The sequence below is a fragment of the Variovorax sp. 05N34 genome, assembly GCF_056397405.1.
The window spans coordinates 289,745-307,858 of record NZ_JBFTNI010000001.1 but is presented as its reverse complement, the minus strand read 5'-3'; the positions used below and the strand labels follow the sequence as shown (position 1 = coordinate 307,858).

Here is an 18,114-nt window from a genome sequence, read left to right as displayed (position 1 = left end):
AAGATGGCCGCTCCTCATCTACCCGGAGACACAGCGATGGCCAACTTTGTTCTCGTCCACGGCGCCTGGCACGGCGGTTGGTGCTACCGGCAAACGGCGGATGCACTTCGCGCGGCCGGACACGCGGTCTTCACGCCCACGCACACCGGCGTCGGTGAGCGGACGCACCAGTCAGCGGAAAACATCACGCTGGAGACTCACATCCGCGACGTTTGCGGCTGCATCGAGTGGGAAGAGTTGAGCGACGTCATCCTCGTCGGCCACTCATATGGCGGCATGGTCATCACGGGTGTGGCGGACCGCATGAGCGAGAAGATCCGATCTCTCGTCTACCTCGATGCCTTCGTGCCCGAGCATGGCGACTCCTTGACCGGCCTTCTGAGCAAGGCATTGGCGCCCGAGGTTGCCGGGCTGTTTCTGGGGTCCTTCCGCGGCACCGCTTTGCAGCACCACAGCGGACTGATGCAGCCGATTCCTGCCGAAATGTTCAATATTGCCCCCGCAAACCGCGCTCGCGTCGACCGGCTCTGCCGCCCGCAGGCGCTCGCGACTTTCGAGATGCCGCTGCTGCTCACGGGCGGCATCGACACGATCAAGGACCGCCTCTACATCCTCGCGGACAACTGGGACCCGAGTCCCTTCCGCTATTTCGCGGCCAAGACGGAGAAGGCGCCCGGCTGGCGGCTGGTGAAGATGCCGGTCAGCCACGACGTCATGGTCGACATGCCCGAGGAGCTTGCTGCTGAACTGCTCAAGCTTGCCTGAACCGAGTGGCGCACGAGGCCCCGCAAGTGAGTTATCGCTCCTGCAGCATTGTGGAAAAGAGAACGCAGCACGCACCAAGGTGGCGTGCTGCGCCGCATCGGCGCTGCGCACGAAAAGCGTGCTTCTCCCAATGAGGAAAGCGCTTTGTGCACTGCACCAAAAACTGAAAGTCAAGACTTTCTTTTCCCCGCAGCCGGTGCATGACTCTGTGGATAACCCCCTGAGCATCTTTCCGGAGCCGCATCCCGCTTGGCTTCCACTGCGATGCTCATCGAACGGGCAGTTGCTTCCGGGGCTGAAGTTTTTTTCTGTCGCGAGGGGATTGGCAGAAGGGCCGGCTGTGGTAATGCGGCGGCCGGGGCAAGGCGCTAAATGTCTTCGACCAGCGGATAGGGCAGCGGCTCGACGGTAAGCGCCGGCCCCTCGGCCGAGCGTGCATGCAGGCCGCCGGCGTCGATGGCGGCGATCTGGATCGAGATCAGCCCGGCCCACCCGCCATCTGGCGCGGGCGCGGCCTGCGCCACAGTGCCGACGGGTTGCTCCGCGTCGCTGGCGGCGAAGACTTCCTGGCCGGCAGCAATCTCGTCGCTGGCCTGCACGAGATAAGTGCGCCGCTTCAATGTGCCGCGAAACTGGCTGCGCGCCACCACTTCCTGCCCCGGATAGCAGCCCTTCTTGAAGTTCACGCCGCCGACCGACTCATAGTTGATCATCTGCGGCACGAACGCTTCGACCACGGGCGCGGTGAGGGTCACGATGCCGCTTCGCACTTCGCTCCACTGCCAGAGCGCGGGATCGAGCACGGCGCCTTGAGGCGCGGCCTGGCCGGCCGGCGCGATCCACAGCGCGCGCGGAACGCCATCGGAGGGGTAGAGGGTGACGGCATGCGCCTCGCCGACGGCAACGGACCGTCCCGGAAGCCCGGCCGGATCCACGCCGTTCGCGGTCAAGGCGGTGCCGGCAAGGCCGTAAAGCGCGTAGTCGCCGGTCGCGTCCGTCAGCTTTGCCTTGGCGCGCAGCACGAACATCGACAGCCGCTTGAGCGTCGCGGCGAGGATGTCGCGGCTGCATATCAGCAGGACGCGCTCGGGTTGCGGCCGGATGCCGATGAAGCTCGCGATGGCGCGGCCCTTGGCCGTGCAAAGTGCCGCAAGACGCGCCTCCGAGGCATCGAGCAAGGCGAAGTCCTGGGTGAGCTGGCCATGCAGGAAGCTGGCGGCATCGGGGCCCTCGGCGCGGATCACACCAAGGTGAGAAAGGGCGGTGGCGCCATTCAAAACGACTGAGGTCATCGCTGAATTATCATGGCCGGCTCCGTTCCGTTCGGTCCGCAGGGCTTCCTCTTATTTCTGTCTGATCGCTTCCTTCGTCGGAATCCGTGCGTCGCTTCTTTCTCACCATTTTTCTGCTGGCATCCTTTGTCGCGCTGGGTCTCGGCGCGGCGGGGCTTTGGTGGCTCAATCAGCCGCTGCGTTTGCCGGCGCCGAGCGTCGATCTGTCGATCGAGCCTGGCACCACGCCCAAGGGCATCGCCCAAGCCGTCGTCGATACGGGCGTCGACGTACCGCCCCAACTGCTCTATTTGTGGTTTCGCTTTTCCGGTCAAGACCGGCAAATGCGCGCCGGCAGCTACGAATTGGACCGGGGCATCACGCCCCGAACGCTGCTCAGCGTGCTCGTGCGCGGCGAAGAGGCAACGCGAAGCCTTGTGCTCGTCGAAGGCTGGAACTTCCGTCAGGTACGCGCTGCATTGGCAAAGGCGGACCAGTTGAAGCCCGACACGCTGGGTCAATCCGACGAGGAAATCATGGCGCGCCTCGGCAGGGCGGGGATGCACCCGGAGGGGCGCTTCTTCCCTGACACCTACACCTATTCCAAAGGATCGACGGACTTCGCGTTGCTCCAGAGGGCCATGCGCGCGATGGACAAGAAGCTCGACGCCGCGTGGGCCGCTCGTTCACCGAATATCTCCGTCAAAACGCCCGATGAGGCGCTGATCCTCGCCAGCATTGTCGAAAAGGAGACAGGCAAGGCCCAGGACCGCGCCGAGGTTGCCGCGGTCTTTCACAACCGGCTGCGCATCGGAATGCCGCTGCAGACCGATCCCACCGTCATCTATGGCATGGGCACGCGCTTCGACGGCAATCTGCGCAAGAAGGATTTGCAGACGGACACCCCGTGGAACACCTACACGCACAACGGCCTGCCGCCGACCCCGATCGCAATGCCGGGCAAGGCTGCTTTGCTTGCCGCGGTACAGCCGGCGCAGAGCAAGTCGCTGTATTTCGTTTCCCGCGGGGACGGAACCAGCCAGTTCAGCGGCTCACTCGATGAGCACAACAGGGCGGTGAACCGCTATCAGCGCGGCGCTACCGATCCGAACCAGCGGAGTGGTCAATGAAGGGGCTTTTCCTCACACTCGAAGGCATCGACGGTGCCGGCAAATCGAGCCACATCGATGCGCTCGAAGCGCTCTTCAAGGCGCAGGGGCGGCAGGTCACTCGCACGCGCGAGCCCGGCGGCACCCCATTGGCCGAAACGCTGCGCACGCAGATCCTCGATCAGCCGATGGATGCGCTGACCGAAACGCTGCTGGTGTTCGCGGCGCGGCGCGACCATGTCGTGCGAGTCATCGTGCCGGCTCTGGCGCGAGGCGACGTGGTGCTTTGCGATCGCTTCACCGATGCGACATTCGCCTACCAGGGGGCCGGGCGAGGGTTTGATCCGCTCGTGCTTTCAGTCCTTGAAGAATGGGTGCAGTCGCAGCCCGCGTCCCTAGACGGCGCGCTGCTTCAGCCCGACATCACGCTGTGGTTCGACCTGGCGCCTGAAACCGCCGCCGAGCGCCTGGCCGGAGCACGCGTGCCGGACAAGTTCGAGTCGCAGCCGGTCGAGTTCTTTCGCCGTGTGGCGGCTGGCTACGCCGAACGCGCAGAGCGTGCGCCGCGCTTCGCCCGCATCGATGCCGCGCAACCCCGTGAACGCGTGTGGCAGCAGATCGAGCAGGAACTGGCACGGCGTGGTCTTGTCAGCCCACCGATCGAAAGTGCGCCTTGAACGCGGACACCCTGTCTCCCTGGTTGCGCAAACCCTTGGCCGAACTGCTGCGCCAACGCGGACATGCGTGGCTGCTGCAAGGTCCGTCGGGCCTCGGCCAATATGAACTGGGCCTCGCGCTGGCTGCCGCATGGCTGTGCGAGAACCCGGACGAAACGCACGGACGCGGCGCCTGCGGCCATTGCCCAAGCTGCCACGCCATTCAGGTTCGAACGCACGCCGACCTGTGCATGCTCATGCCCGAGGTCGCCATGCAGGAACTCGGCTGGCCGCTCGATGAAAAGGCGCAGTCCGACATCGACGACAAGAAGCGAAAGCCAAGCCGCGAGATTCGCGTCGAAGCCATGCGCGATGCCGTCGGCTTTGCGCAGCGCACGAGTGCGCGGGGCCGCGGAAAGGTCGTGTTCGTGTATCCGGCCGAGCGCATGAACACCATCACCGCCAACGCGCTGCTGAAAACCCTGGAAGAGCCTGTCGGCGATGTGCGCTTCGTGCTCGCGAGCGAGGCGGCCTGGCAGCTGCTGCCGACCATCCGCAGCCGCTGCCTCGGCTTCACGCTGCCGTGGCCGGAAGAGGGCGAGGCGCGGGACTGGCTGGTCGAGCAGGGCATACCCGCGGGCGACGCCGTCGCGTTACTGCGCGCTGCAGGCGGCCGCCCGAGCGATGCCTTGCGACTGGCGAGCCAGGGGCAGTCGCCCCAGGCCTGGGGGATGTTGCCGAAGGCCATGTCGCGCGGAGATGTCAGCGCCCTGGCCGACCGCGCACCGGCGCAAGCCATTGGGGCGCTCCAAAAACTCTGCCATGACCTGATGGCTGCGGACAGTGGTGCCGCACCGCGGTTTTTCGACGCGGCAGACTTGCCGCTGCCGCCGTCGCGGATGGCTTTGGCCCGCTGGTCGAGGTCGCTCGCGAATGCGGCAAAAACCGCAGAACATCCTTTCAATGCGGGACTCATGATCGAGGCGCTTGTGAGCGAGGCGCGAACCACCCTAAACTCGGCACGCCGCCGCCCATGAACACACCAGCCACACCCGCCCCGTCCGCGCCTGTCAGGCCCAGCGTCATCCAGCTCGCCATCAAGGAAAAAGGGGCGCTCTACGCGGCCTACATTCCCTTGTTCGCTGAAGGCGGGATCTTCATTCCGACGTCGCGGGAATACCGGCTCGGCGACGACGTCTATGTGCTCCTCACGCTGCCCGACGATCCGCAGCGCTATCCGATTGCAGGCAAAGTGGCGTGGATCACCCCGGCCCGTGCCGCCGGAAACCGGGCGCCGGGCGTGGGCATCCGTTTTCCGTCGGATGAGAAGTCGCGACAGTTGAAGTTGCGCATCGAAGAGGCGCTCGGCGGCACGATGGCATCCGACCGGCCAACCCAAACCATCTGATCCGGGCCCCGCTCTTTCCCGACGCGGACAGCGGACCGTACGCGGCGCCCCACGCGCCGCAATCCAACATTCCGATTCCGCGATGTTTACCGATTCCCACTGCCACCTCACCTTTCCCGAATTCGCGGACCAGATGCCGCAGATCCGCGCCGCCATGGCTGCCGCGCAGGTCGATCGGGCGCTCTGCATCTGCACCACGCTCGAAGAATTCGACGACGTGCAGGCCCTCGCGGCTGGTTATGACAACTTCTGGGCGTCCGTAGGCGTCCATCCGGACAACGAAGACATCGCCGAGCCCACGGTCGAGGATCTCGTGCGGCGATCGGCGCTGCCGAAAGTCGTCGCCATCGGCGAAACCGGACTCGACTACTACCAGATGGAAGAACGCAAGGGTGGCCGCAGCATTGCCGATCTCGAATGGCAGCGCGACCGGTTCCGCGTGCACATTCGCGCTGCCCAGCAGACGCGCAAGCCACTCATCATCCACACGCGCGAAGCGTCGGCGGACACTTTGGCCATCCTGAAGGAAGAGGGCGAGGATGGCGGCGCCAAGGCCGCGGGCGGTGTCTTCCATTGCTTTACCGAAACCGCAGAAGTGGCTCGTGCTGCGCTCGACCTCGGCTTCTACATTTCCTTCTCGGGCATCCTGACCTTCAAGAAGGCGCAGGACCTGCGGGACGTGGCGGCCTTCGTGCCGCTCGACCGCATGCTGATCGAAACCGACAGCCCGTATCTCGCGCCCGTGCCGTACCGCGGCAAGACCAACAACCCCTCGTATGTGCCCTATGTGGCGCAACAAATCGCTGAACTGCGCAAGCTGCCTGTCGAGGCCATTGCCAAGGCCACCAGCGACAACTTCGAGACCCTGTTTGCCGGGGTAAAAACATGAAGAAATACTTCAAGAATCTCATCTATCTCATTGTCATTGCTATATCTTTTTCTTCTCATGCTGATTCGTTCAGCGATTTTTTCAGAGCCGTCCGCTCTGACAACGCGGGCGGCGTCAAGAGCTTGCTGAACAGGGGTTTCGATCCGAACACGCGTGACGAGCACGGTCAGACCGGCCTTTTGATCGCGATGCGCGAGCCTTCACCCAAGGTGATCCAGGTGCTGCTGGAGTGGCCCAAGACCGACGTCGAAGCACGCAATTCAAAGGACGAAAGCCCTTTGATGCTGGCCGCTATCAAGGGCCAACAAGATGTGGTCATGAAGCTGATCGAGCGAGACGCGGACATCAACAAGCCTGGTTGGACGCCTCTGCACTACGCAGCGACCAACGGGCACGTCGAAATCATGAAGCTGCTGCTGGACAAGGATGCCTTCATCAATGCGCAGTCGCCGAATGGCACCACGCCGCTGATGATGGCTTCGATGTATGGCTCGGCTGCGGCGGTCAAACTGCTGCTCGACGAGGGCGCCGACCCGCTGATGAAAAACGAGCAAGGCATGACGGCGGCCGATTTCGCAAAGAAGGCCAACCGGACTGACGCCCTGCAGATGCTGTCCGCGGCCACGCAGCCGAAGAAGCCTGCTGACGGCAAATGGTGAGCGCTGCGCGCTCCTATGCTTTTCGCTCCTCTCGTCGCGCCAGTCAACTGGAGCAGGCGAGGCAGATGCGCCGCCATCGCCGTGCTGATGAACCACGTCGCGGCGAAGACGAATGCCAGCAGCCAACCGATGAATCGTGCGTTGGACTTTCCGCTGTCCTCAGTCCGAGTCGGATTCAGTTGGGGCGTCTCGTGTTCAGGCTGGGCCACGCTCGCCCTGGGCACTTTCGGCAAACAAGCATCGAGCGGCACGCCCACTACCAGGTGCAGCGCGGCCCAGGCAAGACAGGCTCCTCGCCAGCCGAACTGTGTCTCCAGGAAAGCCGTGAGCGGCCAACCAACGGTGCTGGCGAAGCCTGCCAGCAGGGTGATGCCTGTGATTGCGCCGCGCGAATCATGTCCGTAGGTGCGCACGAGCGCGGCAAACCCGGCCCAGATCCCGAGCCATGGGCGCGGCGAGCATCGCCAAGAGGTAATAGGAGGATGCCCAAGCCAGCGTCTGAGCGGTCCCGAGGGCCGCAACGATCCGGCGCTGTGTCATTTCGGCCATCTCTCCGGAGACCTCTCCACGTTAGATGGCCCGTTGATTGACCCTTTTGGAAAGCTCTTCCGCGCTTTCCTTGCGCTCGCTGTACCGGTCCACCAGATAGGGGCCGATATCGCGCGTGAGCAGCGTGAACTTGAAAAGCTCCTCCATCACGTCGACCACGCGATCGTAGTAGCTGGAGGGCTTCATGCGGCCCGACTCGTCGAATTCGAGAAAAGCCTTGGCCACGGACGACTGATTCGGGATGGTCAGCATGCGCATCCATCTGCCGAGCACGCGCATCTGGTTGACCGCGTTGAAGGACTGGGAGCCGCCCGAGACTTGCATTACCGCGAGCGTCTTGCCTTGCGTGGGCCTCACCGCGCCCATTGCGAGCGGGATCCAGTCGATCTGCGACTTCATGATGCCGGTCATTGCACCGTGCCGCTCGGGTGAGGTCCAGACCATTCCCTCGGCCCACTCAGCAAGTTTGCGCAGCTCTTGCACCTTCGGATCCGTGTCGGGAGCACCGTCAGGAAGGGGCAGGCCCATGGGGTTGAACACTTTCACTTCGCCGCCCATGGCCTCGAGCAGGCGCGCGGCCTCGTAGGTCAGCAAGCGGCTGTACGAGCGTTCGCGCAAGGAGCCGTAGAGCAAAAGAAATCGCGGCCGATGCAGCGATGGTTCATGCGCTTTCAGGCGGTCTGGTGTGGGAACGTCGAACAGTTCGGTGCGGAGCGCGGGGAAGGTGGGAGGGTTTTCAAACACGGTGCATGTGGTCGTCGGCGACGAGTATTTCGTCGGGGGTGGTGATGGTTGGCTTTTCAGCTTCACGAAAGCTCAGCGCGCCGTGAATCGCGACGCCGATGCTGGCGCCTACGAGTTCGGCGGCCACGAAAGCAGGCACGCTGGACGGCGCGATTCCGGCAAAGCTGTTGCTGAACATCCGGCCGAACGCCGCTGCGGGATTGGCAAACGAAGTCGATGCCGTGAACCAGTACGCCGCACCGATGTAGCAGGCCACCATGGCCGCCACCCGGCTCGGCGGCGCGCGCAGGATCACCAGCAGCAACCCCGCGGTCGCGACCGCTTCGGCAATCCACTGGCCCGTGCCGCTGCGGACCTTGGTCGACAACTGAAAAATGCTGGCGTCGAACATGGCGTGCGCAAGCCACGCGCCGAGCATCGCGCCAAGAAGTTGGACGACGATGTAGGGCATGACGAGGCCGCGCCGCATTGCGCCGCGGCCTGCCATCACCAGGGACACCGCCGGGTTGAAATGGGCACCGCTCACGGGACCGAACACCTCGATGAGGATGTAGAGGCCGCCGACGGTGGCGAGAGTGTTCGCCAGCAGTGCAATGGCAAGATTGCCGCCTGCCAGCCGCTCGGCCATTATTCCCGAGCCGATGACAACGGTCAGCAGAAGGGCAGTGCCGAGGGCTTCGGCCAGCAGTTTGCGCAAGACTTCGCTCACGTCGGGCCCTAAGTCCTTGAGATCATTTCGAGGGCTTTCTGCAACTCGACGTTGCTCATGTCGTCGAGTGGCAGTTGCAGCAATTGCAGCATGCGATAGCCGATGGCTTGGCGCGTGAGTTCAAAAGCCATGCGCTTGCCCTCGTCGCCGCCCGCTGCGTTCGAAGGATCCGGGTATCCCCAGTGCATCTTGACGGGGCTGCCCGGCCAGTAGGGACAAGTCTCCGCCGCGGCGCTGTCGCACACGGTGATGACGATGCGCATCTTTGGCGCGTCTGGCGCCGTGAACTCGTCCCAGCTTTTGCTTCGGTAGCCTGCGGTGTCGACGCCCGCCTTGCCCAACACCTCCAGTGCGAACGGATTGAGTTGGCCGCTCGGCGCACTGCCGGCGCTGAATGCGCGAACGTCCTTGTTCAAGGCTTGGGCCCATTGATTGAGCATGCCTTCGCTCAATACGCTCCGAGCGGAGTTGTGCGTGCAGAGGATGAGAACGTGCGTCGTCATGAAGCGCTCAGCACTTGCAGGCGTCGGCCGCCGTCTCGACCGCGCAATCTTGTCCCTGGCAGCAGTTTTCGGTGAGGTAGGCAAGCAGCGCGTTCATGTTCTCGTACGCTGCGCGATAGACGACGTTGCGGCTTGCGCGTTCCTGCGTCGCAAGGCCTGAATTCGCCAGTTCCTTGAGATGAAACGACAAGGTCGCGGGCGGCACGTCGAGCGCCGCCTGGATGACTCCCGGCGTGAGGCCGCCGTGACCCGCAGCCACCAAGGCGCGAAAAACTTCCAGGCGCACCGGATGTGCGAGGGCGGCAAGGGCGCGGACGACTTCATTCGATTCCATTATTCGAGAATACTGGAATCGTCATCTTCTGGTCAAGGCCTACTTGCGCGCGACCAAGACAAAATGGACACCTCCGGCGCATACTCAAAACCAGTTTCCTGGCATGAAAGGAGTTCTTCCGTGATCACAACTGAAGTTCATTTGCCCGAACTCGCCCTGTTGGCAGGGACCCGCGGGGCATTGGGAGCCGGGGTCGGCCTGCTGCTTTCCGACAAGCTCAATGAAGAGCAGCGCAAAAGCATCGGATGGACGCTGGTGGCCGTCGGATTGCTGACCACCATCCCTCTTGCGGCGATGCTGCTGGGTCGTCGCCGATGAATCGACGCGTGACTTGAAAGAGCCGGACAACCATGCAGAGCAACGCCACGTCACGCCGTGGATTCGTCACTGGCAATCTGGCGTTTGCGCTTGGTGCGCTGTCACGGCTGAGTTCGAGTGTTGCTGCCGAAAACTCCAAGAACGATGAGGATTGGGGCGAACCAAAGGGAGGCGCAGTCATCGATCGGGCAGCCCTTCAGAAAGTCTTGGCCGATGCTCGCTCGGTCGCCGCCCTCAGGAGCGTTGTCGTTGTCAAGAACGGGGCTCTTGTTGCGGAGCAATACCTTGGCGGCGTGACCGCTGCAGACTTGCAGGGGGTGAACTCGGTCACCAAGAGCGTCGCTTCGATGCTCGTCGGAATCGCGATTCACCAGGGAAGGATCAAGGGTCTTTCGGAGACGGTCGCGACTCTCCTGCCTTCAGCAGCAGCGAAAGCGCCGGGCGCGCCTGCGCTCTCGATCACGCTCGAACAAATTCTCACCGGCACCTCCGGTCTGGTTTACGACTATCGAACCGCAATACGTGCCTTGGACACGGCAGACGACCCCGTCGCCTTTGCATTGAGCCTTCCATTCGATCCGCAAACGGTAGGAAAGTGGGTCTACAACGATGCTGCGGTTTCCTTGCTGTCCCCAATCCTTGTTCAAGCGCAAGGCATGCCGGTGGACCAGTTTGCGCAGCGCGATCTGTTCGGTCCGTTGGGCATCGAGCGGGTTGGGGCAGCGCGCGACAGAGCCGGAAACTTCATGAGCTACCGAGGCCTGCGCTTGCGAGCACGCGATCTTGCAAAAATTGGATGGGTGATGGCCAATGACGGGCGATGGGGCGACAAGCAGATCGTGCCCTCAGACTGGGTCAAGACCAGCACGACCTTTCAAGTTTCCACCACATGGAGTGCGAGGCCCATACAGAAGGCCGGCTACGGCTGTCTGTGGTTTACGGGCAATCTGAGCGGTCGCCCGGTTGCGTGGGCCTGGGGCTATGGCGCTCAGTTTGCGCTTGTCGTACCTTCTCTTCGACTCGCCGTGATGACCACGGCGAGCAATCCCCCTCCCGGTGAACTGAGCGCGCAAACCAATGCCGTCATGGCTGTCGTCGCCCAGATCGTGGCCGTCGCCGGATGAAGCGAGCTACTTGGCTGCTGGCATGCCGGGGGTGTTGGGCGGAGCAGGATATTGGGCAGCGTTGTCCTTTGAATTCTTCTTCATGCGGGTATTGGCCTTTGTCTGTCCGGCCGCTGCTGCCTTGCCCGAGCCCAAGTCGTCGTTCTCGGCCGAGTTGATTTCGTCGCCGCCGATCTTCTTGTCGCCGCCGTGCTTTTTTGCATTGTCCTTCGCCTGCGCGCGTTGCTGCGGCTTGCTGTTGGTGATGACCTGCTCCTGCGATGAAGCGCCCGGCGGGTTCTGGGCGTACGCACCACCGGTCGCCGCAAACGCGGCGAGCATGATTGCAAGAGTTTTGTTCATTGCGTGCTCCTTGATGAATGTTGACTGGACCAGACTCTCGCCGCGACCGCGCCAATGTTCGATCACAAGCGAGTCCATTCTTCATCCGCCCTCATGGCGGGTAAATCCCGGCCACCACCTAGCAACACGTACGTGCCCGCAGGGATAGCCCGGCCGGCGCTTCTTTTCGACAATCGACACGCCTCGTGCCTGACAACAAGGTAGTTTCCTTTGGTCCCAGGCGAGCTGGGGCTTTCGGCCGCCTTGGGGTGGCCGACTTTTTGCCAGACTCCCAATGGGACAAACGCGCTACTAGCTGCCGGGCTTGCCCGCCGCTTCGTCGTCGATCGCCTTCTGCACGGCCTTGTAGAAGGCTTCGCGCGCGGCGCTCTCGGCGCGGCTTGTCGCGACCGGCCAGTCACCGTTGGACGCAATCACCAGTCTGCGCTTCGGGTCGACGAAGATCCCCTGGCCGAAGATGCCGCGCGCCGCGAAGCTGCCGTCGTCGTAGGTCCACCACTGGAAGCCATAGCCGCGGCCGGGCTGGCCGATGTCCGCGCGGCGTGTGGTCGCTTCGGCCAGCCAGCCGTCCGCGACCACCGGCTGCCCGTTGACACGCGCACCATCGAGGATGAACTGGCCGAAGCGCGCGAAGTCGCGCGTCGCCGCCTGGATGCAGCAACCGCTGATTTCCTGCCCGGTGCTGCTCAGAAGCCATGTCGCCTTTTGCTCCATGCCGGCCGGCACCCAGATTTTTTCCGAGAGATAGCTAGCCAGCGGCTTGCCAATGGCCCGGGCCAGCAGCACGCCCACGAGGTTGGTTTCGCCCGTGCTGTAGTTCCAATGGGTGCCGGGCGGCGCGGCACGCGGCAGTCGGCGCAGGTAGCTCACGAGCGCATCGACGCCGGGCTCGGGCTTGTGGTTGTTGAAGCGCGCGACGTCGGAGTCCGGATCGGCGTAGTCTTCGTTCCAGCGAACGCCGGAGGTCATCGTCAGCAATTGGCGGATGCTGACGACGTCATACGCCGAACCCTTCATCTCCTGGATGTAGTCGCTGACCTTGTCATCGAGGCTGCGGATCTTGCCCTCACGGACTGCGGCGCCGAGCAGGGTGGAGGTGATCGATTTGGCAACCGAGAAGCTCGTCCATCGTCCCTCGCGGTCGAAGCCCAGTCCGTAGCGCTCCAGGCGAAGTTTGCCGTCGTGCAGGATGACGACCGCAGCGCTCCTTTGCTCCGCCATGAAGGCATTGACGTCGAGCGGCAGCGTCAGTGGCGCGCCTGGCGGAAGAGGCGAGGGCGTGGGGCCGGCGTCCACGACGTGTGCCTTGGCGAGCACCGGCAGACGGTCGAGCGCACGGAATGCAGCATCGCGCTGCGGCTGGCTCCAGAACAGCAGGTCGCGGTCGGTCGGCATCGTGGCGATCAACGCGCGGGTTTCCTTGTCGAGGCTGAACCAGCCCGCTGCACCGGCGACGGCAACCACGGCCACTGTTCCGAGGACGATCCTTCCAAACTTCATGCTGCAAATCCCTTGTTGATGCGTCGAGCCTGCGCATTGAACACCCAAACACAATCCGAATCACCTTTTCCGAAGTTCTCGTGATGGAAAATGTCGGCTTTCTCAACCGATGCCATGCCGATTCCTATGCCGAAGCTCGACGATCCTCTCCACGACGCCGAGATCGGCTCCCGCGACAGCACCATTGACACCACGCGCATCGACGACGTGCGCATCGGCGCCGTGCGTCCGCTGATGACGCCCGCGCTTCTGCAGGAGAGGGTGCCGGTGCTGGACGAGACGCTTGCGCTGGTGGAGGACAGCCGGTCGGCCATCGCCGACATCCTGCATGGACGCGACGACAGGTTGATCGTCGTGGTCGGACCCTGCTCGATCCATGACCATGACCAGGCCATCGAATACGCCCACCACTTGAAGAAGGCGGCCGACGATCTTGAAGACGATCTCTTGATTGTCATGCGCACGTATTTCGAGAAGCCGCGAACCACCGTCGGCTGGAAGGGTTACATCAACGACCCGCATCTGGATGGCAGCTTCGCGATCAACGAGGGCCTGGAGCGCGCGCGGCGCCTGCTGCGTGAACTGACGCTGCTGGGGCTGCCGACCGGCACCGAGTTTCTCGACCTGTTGAGCCCTCAATTCATCGCCGATCTCATCGCTTGGGGCGCCATCGGCGCTCGCACCACCGAAAGCCAGAGCCACCGCCAGCTCGCCTCGGGGCTCAGTTGCCCGGTCGGCTTCAAGAACGGAACCGACGGCAGCATCAAGGTGGCCGCCGACGCCATCCTCGCTGCAAGGGCGCCGCATGCCTTCATGGGCATGACCAAGATGGGAATGGCGGCGATTTTCGAGACGCGCGGCAACGACGACTGCCATGTGATCCTGCGCGGCGGCAAATCGCCGAACTATTCGGCCGCCGACGTGGCTGCGAGCTGCGAGGCGCTGCGCGCCAGTGGTCTGAGGGAGCAGGTCATGATCGACGTGTCTCACGGCAACAGCAGCAAGCAGCATCAGCGCCAGATCGTCGTGACGCAAGACGTAGCGCAGCAGATCTCCGAAGGCGATCGGCGCATCACCGGCATCATGATCGAAAGCAATCTGGAGGAAGGGCGGCAGGACCTCGTCACCGGCGTCCCGCTCAAGCATGGCGTCTCGATCACCGATGCCTGCATCAGCTTCGCGCAGACCGTTCCGGTGCTGGACCAACTGGCAAGCGCGGTCCGCAGCCGACGACTCACGTCGAGGTGACGTCTTCGAGTGTCGAGAAAAGCACCTGGAAGATTTCCCGGGTGGTCACCGAACCCTGTGCGTCTTTCTTGAGCTGGATGAGCTGCTGGGCGTCGGGCAATCCGGCGGGTATGACCATTGTTCCGCCGGGCTTCAGTTGATAGATGAGGGCCGGCGGAATCAGCTCAGGGGCCGCCGTCACCATGATCTTGTCGAAGGGCGCGCGCTCGGGCCAGCCCTGGCATCCATTTCCGATCCTGATCTGGACGTTGTCGTAGCCTTCGTCGGCGAGCCGTTGTTCCGCTTGTTCGGCCAGTTCCTCGATGATTTCAACAGAGTAAACCCGGTGCGCCAGTTCCGCCAAGATGGCCGATTGGTAGCCCAGGCCAGTGCCGATTTCGAGCACGGTGTCGGTCGGTTGTACGCCGAGCAGGTCGGTCATCACCGCGACGATGAACGGTTGCGAAATCGTCTTGTGAAAGCCGATCGGCAAAGGGGAGTCGACGTAGGCGTAAGGCTGAAGCTCAATGGGCACGAAGGCGTGGCGCGGCACCGTTGCCAAGGCCTTCATGACTCGCGGTGCCAGCGCAGCCTTGCCCAGGTACGTGGTCGAGAAGATCGTCTTGGCGGCGATCTCGGCCATCATTCGCTGCCGCAGCATCGTGAAGTCCGTCTCGCTCATGATCCCGTCATTTGAGCAAAGCACTTCGGCAACTTCAACCCGGAAACCCTGATGCACGCATGCCTTCGCGCGTGCATCGGGCCGACCTCGGCCGGCCGCGGCCGATGAATCGGCGAATGCCGCCGCCTTCAGGCCACGGGTTTGCCCGAGACAGCCGCGCTGTCGACCGGGTTCATGGTCTCGGCCGTTTGGCCCTGGCCCAGTTCCGCACCCGTGGTGGGGTCGCCATCTCTCTGCGACTGCGTGCGCGCGGCCATCTGCTGCACCGTCGACATTTCCTCCTCGCCCAGCGAGACCGTCGCCATGCCATCGCCGCCGTCTACCGGCGAGGATTCCTGCGTCATCGGCACGTAGTTCCACTGCCCGCCCTGGTTCCAGGGACCGCGCATGCCATCGCCGCCGTTCGACATGCGGTAGTACACGCTGGTGAAGCGCGGATCGCCCGGCAGCTTGCCCGGCGGGAAGTTGGGTTCGATGGAATAGAGCGCTTTTTCGAACGACTTCTGGTGCGCGATTTCGCGCGTCATCAGGAAGGTGAGGGCGTCGCGCACGCCAGGGTCATCGGTGAGATTGATGAGGCGCTCGTACACGATCTTGGCGCGTGCCTCGGCGGCGATGTTCGAACGCAGGTCCGCGGTTGGTTCGCCGATGGTGTCGATGTAGGCGGCCGTCCACGGAACGCCTGCAGAGTTGACCAGCGGCGGGCCACCGCCATAGAGCACCTGCGTCACGTGGCTGTCATTGCCGTTTGCGGTGATGGTGCGGTAGAGCTCGCCTTGCTCTTCGACTCCCTCTGCCAGTTGGCCCTTTGCGCCCTTGTTGAGCATGCCGACGATGGTGCCGATGATTTCGAGGTGGCTCAGCTCCTCGGTGGAGATATCGAAGAGCATGTCCTTGCGGCCTGGATCGCCATCGCCCAATGCCTGCGTGAAATAGCGGCACGCCGCAGCCAATTCGCCTTGCGGCCCGCCGAACTGCTCCAGCATGAGGTTGGCGAGACCGGGATTGCTCTCGCTCACTCGAACCGTGTATTGCAGTCGCTTGTTGTGTGAAAACATGAAAGCTCCTTGCTTTGGAGGGGGTGGAAAAAACGTTTGATGCCGGACCGCTTTCGAGAGCAGGCGAGCGATCGGCGGCGGACTGTCAGGGCTTGGCACTGCCGCCGTCGCGGCTCATGCTCTGGGCGTGCTGAAGATGGCCGTCGACCACCGGCAGCATCTTCTCGGCGAGGTTCTTCACGTCGCTGTCTTTCGCGTTCTTGCTGATTTTTTCAAGCTGGTCATGCACTTTGCGGTGATCGGAGACGCCGGCCTTCTTCATGTATTGCCGGTCGAACTCCGCGCCATGCAGGCTCGACATCGCCTTGGACTCCGTCTTGTGGATCACGTCCGGCCCATCGGGCAGCTTCACGCCCTTGGTTTCAGCTACCTGCTGGACTTCTTTCAGGCCGGTGGTGTGGTCGTCGATCATCATTTGCGCGAACTGCTTGACTTGCGGGCTCTGCGCGTTCTGCAAGGCGACCTTGCCGGCCGCGACTTCGTTGATGTTGGCTTGCGCCATATCTTTGAGCGCGTTGGTGTCCGTGCGCGAAAGCTTGTTGGAGGACAACGACGATGACGCGTCGGATGAGCGCGCGGGCTGCGCATGGATGGGTTGTGGAGCCAAGGCCGCTTGCGCGACGAAGGCCGTGATCAAGGCGAGAGCCGCTGGTCGAATCATGGTGAGCACTCCAATGGTTGGCAGGCGAAGTGGCGCCTTGTTTGGTGGATGGGAACTGCCGGTGTGCAACGAGCGTGCCATCCGCCAAAACGCGCCTGGTCGCTGGAGAGAGGCTCCAGGAGCCCATCGGACAGCGATGTCTTCGCAAGGAATGCCGCAAATCTTGCGGGCAGCTGTGCATGAAATGCCGGTGTCTCTGAAGCTGTCTCCACGCTGAAATTCGATAGCCGCTGCGTTCGCCGGTGGCGCTGCGGGTTCGTCTCCTACGTGCTGGGTGATTGCATCGAAGCAAGGTCTGCAAGTGCTGTGGACCAAAGGACTTGCCATGCCTGAAGATGCGGAGATCCCGATCCCTGAGAACGCGGAGTCGTTGCGCGCGCAGTTGCAAGCGCTGGCCGAACGCGTGGGTGTCCTTGTGCCTGGCGCGCCGCTTTCGGACGAACTCGTCGCGTTTGCGGAAGGCGCGATTGCACTGGAACGACAGAGGTCGGGCCGGACAACGCAGCGCAATGGGCATTGATGGCTCTGGTGAGTCGCCGTCGATTCGAAGAATGCAATGTATATTATGTAAACTCAAACCGGCGTGATTCAACGTGTCCAAACGGCTCATCATCCAGAGCCTGAAGACTCCTTCTCCAAGACTCCCTTCTCCGCAACACCGCAGATAGCCGGCCACGCTTCAGCGCGCAACATGTCACCGCGTGTGGAATCGCGGCCGCGCTGAATGTGAGTCTCTGAAGGATTCAAGCCAGAGCAACACCGTCGCCGTAATCCAGCCTGCGAGCGACCAAAGCACAAAGGCCAGCAGAATCGACACGAGCAGCAACTGCGAGTCAACCAGCTCGTAAGGAATCAGCCTTGCGGTGGTAGCGTTGCTCGGCACCGGCGCGTAAGGCGCGACGGGCGCTGGATACAAGAGCGGCACGCCGAACAAGACCAGCGCGAGACCGGCCCCGACCATGAAGGCACGCCTGAAAAACCGCTGATAGCGCCGACGTCGTCTATGCACAAGCTCTCGCGCATCCATTTGCTGCTCCTTATCGGAGGCATTCCGCCGAACAGCCAATTTCGAGTCGACAGTCAGAGCCTGTGTGTAAGACGCATCCTCACGATGCCGTCCGCCAACCTACACTGGAGCACGCGCGCTGGCGACAAGCGCTCAGCAGATCGAGCGTCGTTTGATCGATATCCGTCTCCGGCACTTCGATGGTTACTGTGAGCGGCCCGGCAACGCCGAACTCCTCTGCCCCGAAGTCGAGTTTTCCCAGGACGTGGACAGCGCCACTGAGCGTCTGCCCGTCGTGCCCGTAGAAGATCGTGAGATCCGGCCCGGGAGCCCAGCAGATCAGGTCGCCGACTTCATAGCCTTGGTCGGTGCGCATGCCGGTCCCCGAGATGGCGCCTGGCAACGGCCCGAATTTCTCTCGCTTGAACAGATCGTGCATCGTGATCGTCAGGGGCAGCATGGCGACGAACTCCTCGGCCGTCTTGTTGTCCGCCAACGTGGCCGGAATCACCTTGTCGTTCAGCTTCAGATGAATCTTCATGATTGACCTCTTCGAATTGAATGGGCGCGTCGATGGACGAACGCCCTTCTGCGGCACAC

General features: G+C 63.0%; 23 protein-coding genes and 1 pseudogene. 11 read left to right on the top strand and 13 right to left on the bottom strand.

Features of this window, described 5'->3' with window-relative positions:
• The first annotated feature begins 36 nt into the window (after window positions 1–36).
• Window positions 37–765 carry an alpha/beta fold hydrolase gene (locus AC1DMA_RS01565; RefSeq protein ID WP_478143017.1) on the top strand — a complete coding sequence of 243 codons (729 nt, stop codon included), beginning with the start codon at window positions 37–39 and terminating at the stop codon, window positions 763–765.
• A gap of 368 nt (window positions 766–1,133) precedes the next feature.
• Here the strand turns inward: AC1DMA_RS01565 and ygfZ are convergent, their stop codons facing one another.
• Window positions 1,134–2,057 carry a CAF17-like 4Fe-4S cluster assembly/insertion protein YgfZ gene (gene ygfZ, locus AC1DMA_RS01560; protein ID WP_478123240.1) on the bottom strand — a complete coding sequence of 308 codons (924 nt, stop codon included), beginning with the start codon at window positions 2,055–2,057 and terminating at the stop codon, window positions 1,134–1,136.
• 86 nt (window positions 2,058–2,143) lie between these two features.
• Here ygfZ and mltG point away from each other — a divergent pair, with 86 nt between their 5' ends.
• The 6 genes from mltG (at window position 2,144) to AC1DMA_RS01530 (ending at window position 6,757) form a co-directional block, all read left to right on the top strand.
• Window positions 2,144–3,166 (top strand): endolytic transglycosylase MltG, encoded by a 1,023-nt coding sequence (mltG, locus tag AC1DMA_RS01555; RefSeq protein ID WP_478123241.1) that lies wholly within the window; start codon window positions 2,144–2,146, stop codon window positions 3,164–3,166.
• Window positions 3,163–3,822 carry a dTMP kinase gene (gene tmk / locus AC1DMA_RS01550; protein WP_478143016.1) on the top strand — a complete coding sequence of 220 codons (660 nt, stop codon included), beginning with the start codon at window positions 3,163–3,165 and terminating at the stop codon, window positions 3,820–3,822. Before mltG ends, tmk begins: the two co-directional genes overlap by 4 nt.
• Window positions 3,819–4,838: a DNA polymerase III subunit delta' gene (locus tag AC1DMA_RS01545; protein WP_478143015.1), complete on the top strand. Its 1,020-nt coding sequence runs from the start codon at window positions 3,819–3,821 to the stop codon at window positions 4,836–4,838. The genes tmk and AC1DMA_RS01545 overlap by 4 nt, the downstream gene beginning before the upstream one ends.
• The gene (locus AC1DMA_RS01540) at window positions 4,835–5,209 is read left to right on the top strand and encodes a PilZ domain-containing protein (protein WP_478123244.1); all 375 of its coding nucleotides are present in this window, start codon (window positions 4,835–4,837) and stop codon (window positions 5,207–5,209) included. The genes AC1DMA_RS01545 and AC1DMA_RS01540 overlap by 4 nt, the downstream gene beginning before the upstream one ends.
• 82 nt (window positions 5,210–5,291) lie before the next feature.
• Window positions 5,292–6,098: a TatD family hydrolase gene (locus tag AC1DMA_RS01535; protein WP_478123245.1), complete on the top strand. Its 807-nt coding sequence runs from the start codon at window positions 5,292–5,294 to the stop codon at window positions 6,096–6,098.
• Window positions 6,095–6,757 (top strand): ankyrin repeat domain-containing protein, encoded by a 663-nt coding sequence (locus AC1DMA_RS01530; protein ID WP_478123246.1) that lies wholly within the window; start codon window positions 6,095–6,097, stop codon window positions 6,755–6,757. Before AC1DMA_RS01535 ends, AC1DMA_RS01530 begins: the two co-directional genes overlap by 4 nt.
• Before the next feature lie 8 nt (window positions 6,758–6,765).
• Here the strand turns inward: AC1DMA_RS01530 and AC1DMA_RS01525 are convergent.
• The 5 genes and pseudogenes from AC1DMA_RS01525 to AC1DMA_RS01505 form a co-directional block, all read right to left on the bottom strand.
• Window positions 6,766–7,306 (bottom strand): annotated as a pseudogene (locus AC1DMA_RS01525) (MFS transporter); the annotation flags it as partial.
• 21 nt (window positions 7,307–7,327) lie between these two features.
• Window positions 7,328–8,050, bottom strand: coding sequence for an arsenical resistance protein ArsH (arsH, locus tag AC1DMA_RS01520; protein ID WP_478123247.1), 723 nt, complete (start codon window positions 8,048–8,050; stop codon window positions 7,328–7,330).
• Window positions 8,043–8,759 (bottom strand): aquaporin, encoded by a 717-nt coding sequence (locus AC1DMA_RS01515; RefSeq protein ID WP_478123248.1) that lies wholly within the window; start codon window positions 8,757–8,759, stop codon window positions 8,043–8,045. The genes arsH and AC1DMA_RS01515 overlap by 8 nt, the downstream gene beginning before the upstream one ends.
• Window positions 8,760–8,767: 8 nt before the next feature.
• On the bottom strand, window positions 8,768–9,262 hold the full coding sequence (locus AC1DMA_RS01510) for an arsenate reductase ArsC (RefSeq protein WP_478123249.1): 495 nt from the start codon (window positions 9,260–9,262) through the stop codon (window positions 8,768–8,770).
• Window positions 9,263–9,269: 7 nt separating this feature from the next.
• Complete coding sequence (locus tag AC1DMA_RS01505; protein WP_478123250.1) at window positions 9,270–9,596, bottom strand: ArsR/SmtB family transcription factor; 327 nt, start codon at window positions 9,594–9,596, stop codon at window positions 9,270–9,272.
• A gap of 120 nt (window positions 9,597–9,716) precedes the next feature.
• On the opposite strand from AC1DMA_RS01505, the gene AC1DMA_RS01500 reads away from it, so the two are divergent.
• Together AC1DMA_RS01500 and AC1DMA_RS01495 are read left to right on the top strand one after the other, a co-directional pair.
• On the top strand, window positions 9,717–9,914 hold the full coding sequence (locus AC1DMA_RS01500; RefSeq protein ID WP_478123251.1) for a hypothetical protein: 198 nt from the start codon (window positions 9,717–9,719) through the stop codon (window positions 9,912–9,914).
• A gap of 32 nt (window positions 9,915–9,946) precedes the next feature.
• Window positions 9,947–11,038, top strand: a complete 1,092-nt coding sequence (locus tag AC1DMA_RS01495; protein WP_478123252.1) for a serine hydrolase domain-containing protein — start codon at window positions 9,947–9,949, stop codon at window positions 11,036–11,038.
• Between the two features lie 6 nt (window positions 11,039–11,044).
• Here AC1DMA_RS01495 and AC1DMA_RS01490 read toward each other — a convergent pair whose 3' ends face one another.
• Window positions 11,045–11,380: a cell envelope biogenesis protein TolA gene (locus AC1DMA_RS01490; RefSeq protein ID WP_478123253.1), complete on the bottom strand. Its 336-nt coding sequence runs from the start codon at window positions 11,378–11,380 to the stop codon at window positions 11,045–11,047.
• A 291-nt stretch (window positions 11,381–11,671) separates the two neighbouring features.
• On the bottom strand, window positions 11,672–12,880 hold the full coding sequence (locus tag AC1DMA_RS01485; RefSeq protein WP_478143014.1) for a serine hydrolase domain-containing protein: 1,209 nt from the start codon (window positions 12,878–12,880) through the stop codon (window positions 11,672–11,674).
• Between the two features lie 126 nt (window positions 12,881–13,006).
• Between AC1DMA_RS01485 and AC1DMA_RS01480 the strand changes: the two genes are divergently transcribed.
• On the top strand, window positions 13,007–14,128 hold the full coding sequence (locus AC1DMA_RS01480) for a 3-deoxy-7-phosphoheptulonate synthase (RefSeq protein ID WP_478143341.1): 1,122 nt from the start codon (window positions 13,007–13,009) through the stop codon (window positions 14,126–14,128).
• On the opposite strand, the gene AC1DMA_RS01475 is transcribed toward AC1DMA_RS01480, so the two are convergent.
• The 3 genes from AC1DMA_RS01475 to AC1DMA_RS01465 all read right to left on the bottom strand — a co-directional run bounded on the left by AC1DMA_RS01475 (window position 14,115) and on the right by AC1DMA_RS01465 (window position 16,508).
• Entirely contained in the window at window positions 14,115–14,789 is a 675-nt protein-coding gene (locus tag AC1DMA_RS01475; protein ID WP_478143013.1) for a protein-L-isoaspartate(D-aspartate) O-methyltransferase, read from the bottom strand. The genes AC1DMA_RS01480 and AC1DMA_RS01475 overlap by 14 nt on opposite strands.
• A gap of 128 nt (window positions 14,790–14,917) precedes the next feature.
• The gene (locus AC1DMA_RS01470; RefSeq protein ID WP_478143012.1) at window positions 14,918–15,847 is read right to left on the bottom strand and encodes a manganese catalase family protein; all 930 of its coding nucleotides are present in this window, start codon (window positions 15,845–15,847) and stop codon (window positions 14,918–14,920) included.
• Between the two features lie 85 nt (window positions 15,848–15,932).
• A complete protein-coding gene (locus AC1DMA_RS01465) occupies window positions 15,933–16,508 on the bottom strand; it encodes a DUF4142 domain-containing protein (RefSeq protein WP_478123257.1) in 576 nt (191 codons plus the stop codon).
• Between the two features lie 325 nt (window positions 16,509–16,833).
• Between AC1DMA_RS01465 and AC1DMA_RS01460 the strand changes: the two genes are divergently transcribed.
• Complete coding sequence (locus AC1DMA_RS01460; RefSeq protein ID WP_478123258.1) at window positions 16,834–17,028, top strand: aminoglycoside phosphotransferase; 195 nt, start codon at window positions 16,834–16,836, stop codon at window positions 17,026–17,028.
• Between the two features lie 174 nt (window positions 17,029–17,202).
• Here the strand turns inward: AC1DMA_RS01460 and AC1DMA_RS01455 are convergent, their stop codons facing one another.
• Window positions 17,203–17,535, bottom strand: coding sequence for a hypothetical protein (locus tag AC1DMA_RS01455; RefSeq protein WP_478143011.1), 333 nt, complete (start codon window positions 17,533–17,535; stop codon window positions 17,203–17,205).
• 79 nt (window positions 17,536–17,614) lie between these two features.
• Window positions 17,615–18,055 carry a cyclophilin-like fold protein gene (locus AC1DMA_RS01450; RefSeq protein ID WP_478143010.1) on the bottom strand — a complete coding sequence of 147 codons (441 nt, stop codon included), beginning with the start codon at window positions 18,053–18,055 and terminating at the stop codon, window positions 17,615–17,617.
• Window positions 18,056–18,114 lie beyond the last annotated feature (59 nt).

Coding starts and splice junctions, on each gene's coding strand:
- AC1DMA_RS01505 (WP_478123250.1), bottom strand. CDS start 9,596: ATGGAATCGAATGAAGTCGTCCGCGCCCTTGCCGCCCTCGCACATCCG.
- AC1DMA_RS01540 (WP_478123244.1), top strand. CDS start 4,835: ATGAACACACCAGCCACACCCGCCCCGTCCGCGCCTGTCAGGCCCAGC.
- AC1DMA_RS01470 (WP_478143012.1), bottom strand. CDS start 15,847: ATGTTTTCACACAACAAGCGACTGCAATACACGGTTCGAGTGAGCGAG.
- AC1DMA_RS01565 (WP_478143017.1), top strand. CDS start 37: ATGGCCAACTTTGTTCTCGTCCACGGCGCCTGGCACGGCGGTTGGTGC.
- AC1DMA_RS01450 (WP_478143010.1), bottom strand. CDS start 18,055: ATGAAGATTCATCTGAAGCTGAACGACAAGGTGATTCCGGCCACGTTG.
- AC1DMA_RS01465 (WP_478123257.1), bottom strand. CDS start 16,508: ATGATTCGACCAGCGGCTCTCGCCTTGATCACGGCCTTCGTCGCGCAA.
- ygfZ (WP_478123240.1), bottom strand. CDS start 2,057: ATGACCTCAGTCGTTTTGAATGGCGCCACCGCCCTTTCTCACCTTGGT.
- AC1DMA_RS01455 (WP_478143011.1), bottom strand. CDS start 17,535: ATGGATGCGCGAGAGCTTGTGCATAGACGACGTCGGCGCTATCAGCGG.
- AC1DMA_RS01475 (WP_478143013.1), bottom strand. CDS start 14,789: ATGAGCGAGACGGACTTCACGATGCTGCGGCAGCGAATGATGGCCGAG.
- AC1DMA_RS01485 (WP_478143014.1), bottom strand. CDS start 12,880: ATGAAGTTTGGAAGGATCGTCCTCGGAACAGTGGCCGTGGTTGCCGTC.
- AC1DMA_RS01510 (WP_478123249.1), bottom strand. CDS start 9,262: ATGACGACGCACGTTCTCATCCTCTGCACGCACAACTCCGCTCGGAGC.
- AC1DMA_RS01530 (WP_478123246.1), top strand. CDS start 6,095: ATGAAGAAATACTTCAAGAATCTCATCTATCTCATTGTCATTGCTATA.
- AC1DMA_RS01495 (WP_478123252.1), top strand. CDS start 9,947: ATGCAGAGCAACGCCACGTCACGCCGTGGATTCGTCACTGGCAATCTG.
- AC1DMA_RS01535 (WP_478123245.1), top strand. CDS start 5,292: ATGTTTACCGATTCCCACTGCCACCTCACCTTTCCCGAATTCGCGGAC.
- AC1DMA_RS01460 (WP_478123258.1), top strand. CDS start 16,834: ATGCCTGAAGATGCGGAGATCCCGATCCCTGAGAACGCGGAGTCGTTG.
- tmk (WP_478143016.1), top strand. CDS start 3,163: ATGAAGGGGCTTTTCCTCACACTCGAAGGCATCGACGGTGCCGGCAAA.
- AC1DMA_RS01490 (WP_478123253.1), bottom strand. CDS start 11,380: ATGAACAAAACTCTTGCAATCATGCTCGCCGCGTTTGCGGCGACCGGT.
- AC1DMA_RS01480 (WP_478143341.1), top strand. CDS start 13,007: ATGCCGAAGCTCGACGATCCTCTCCACGACGCCGAGATCGGCTCCCGC.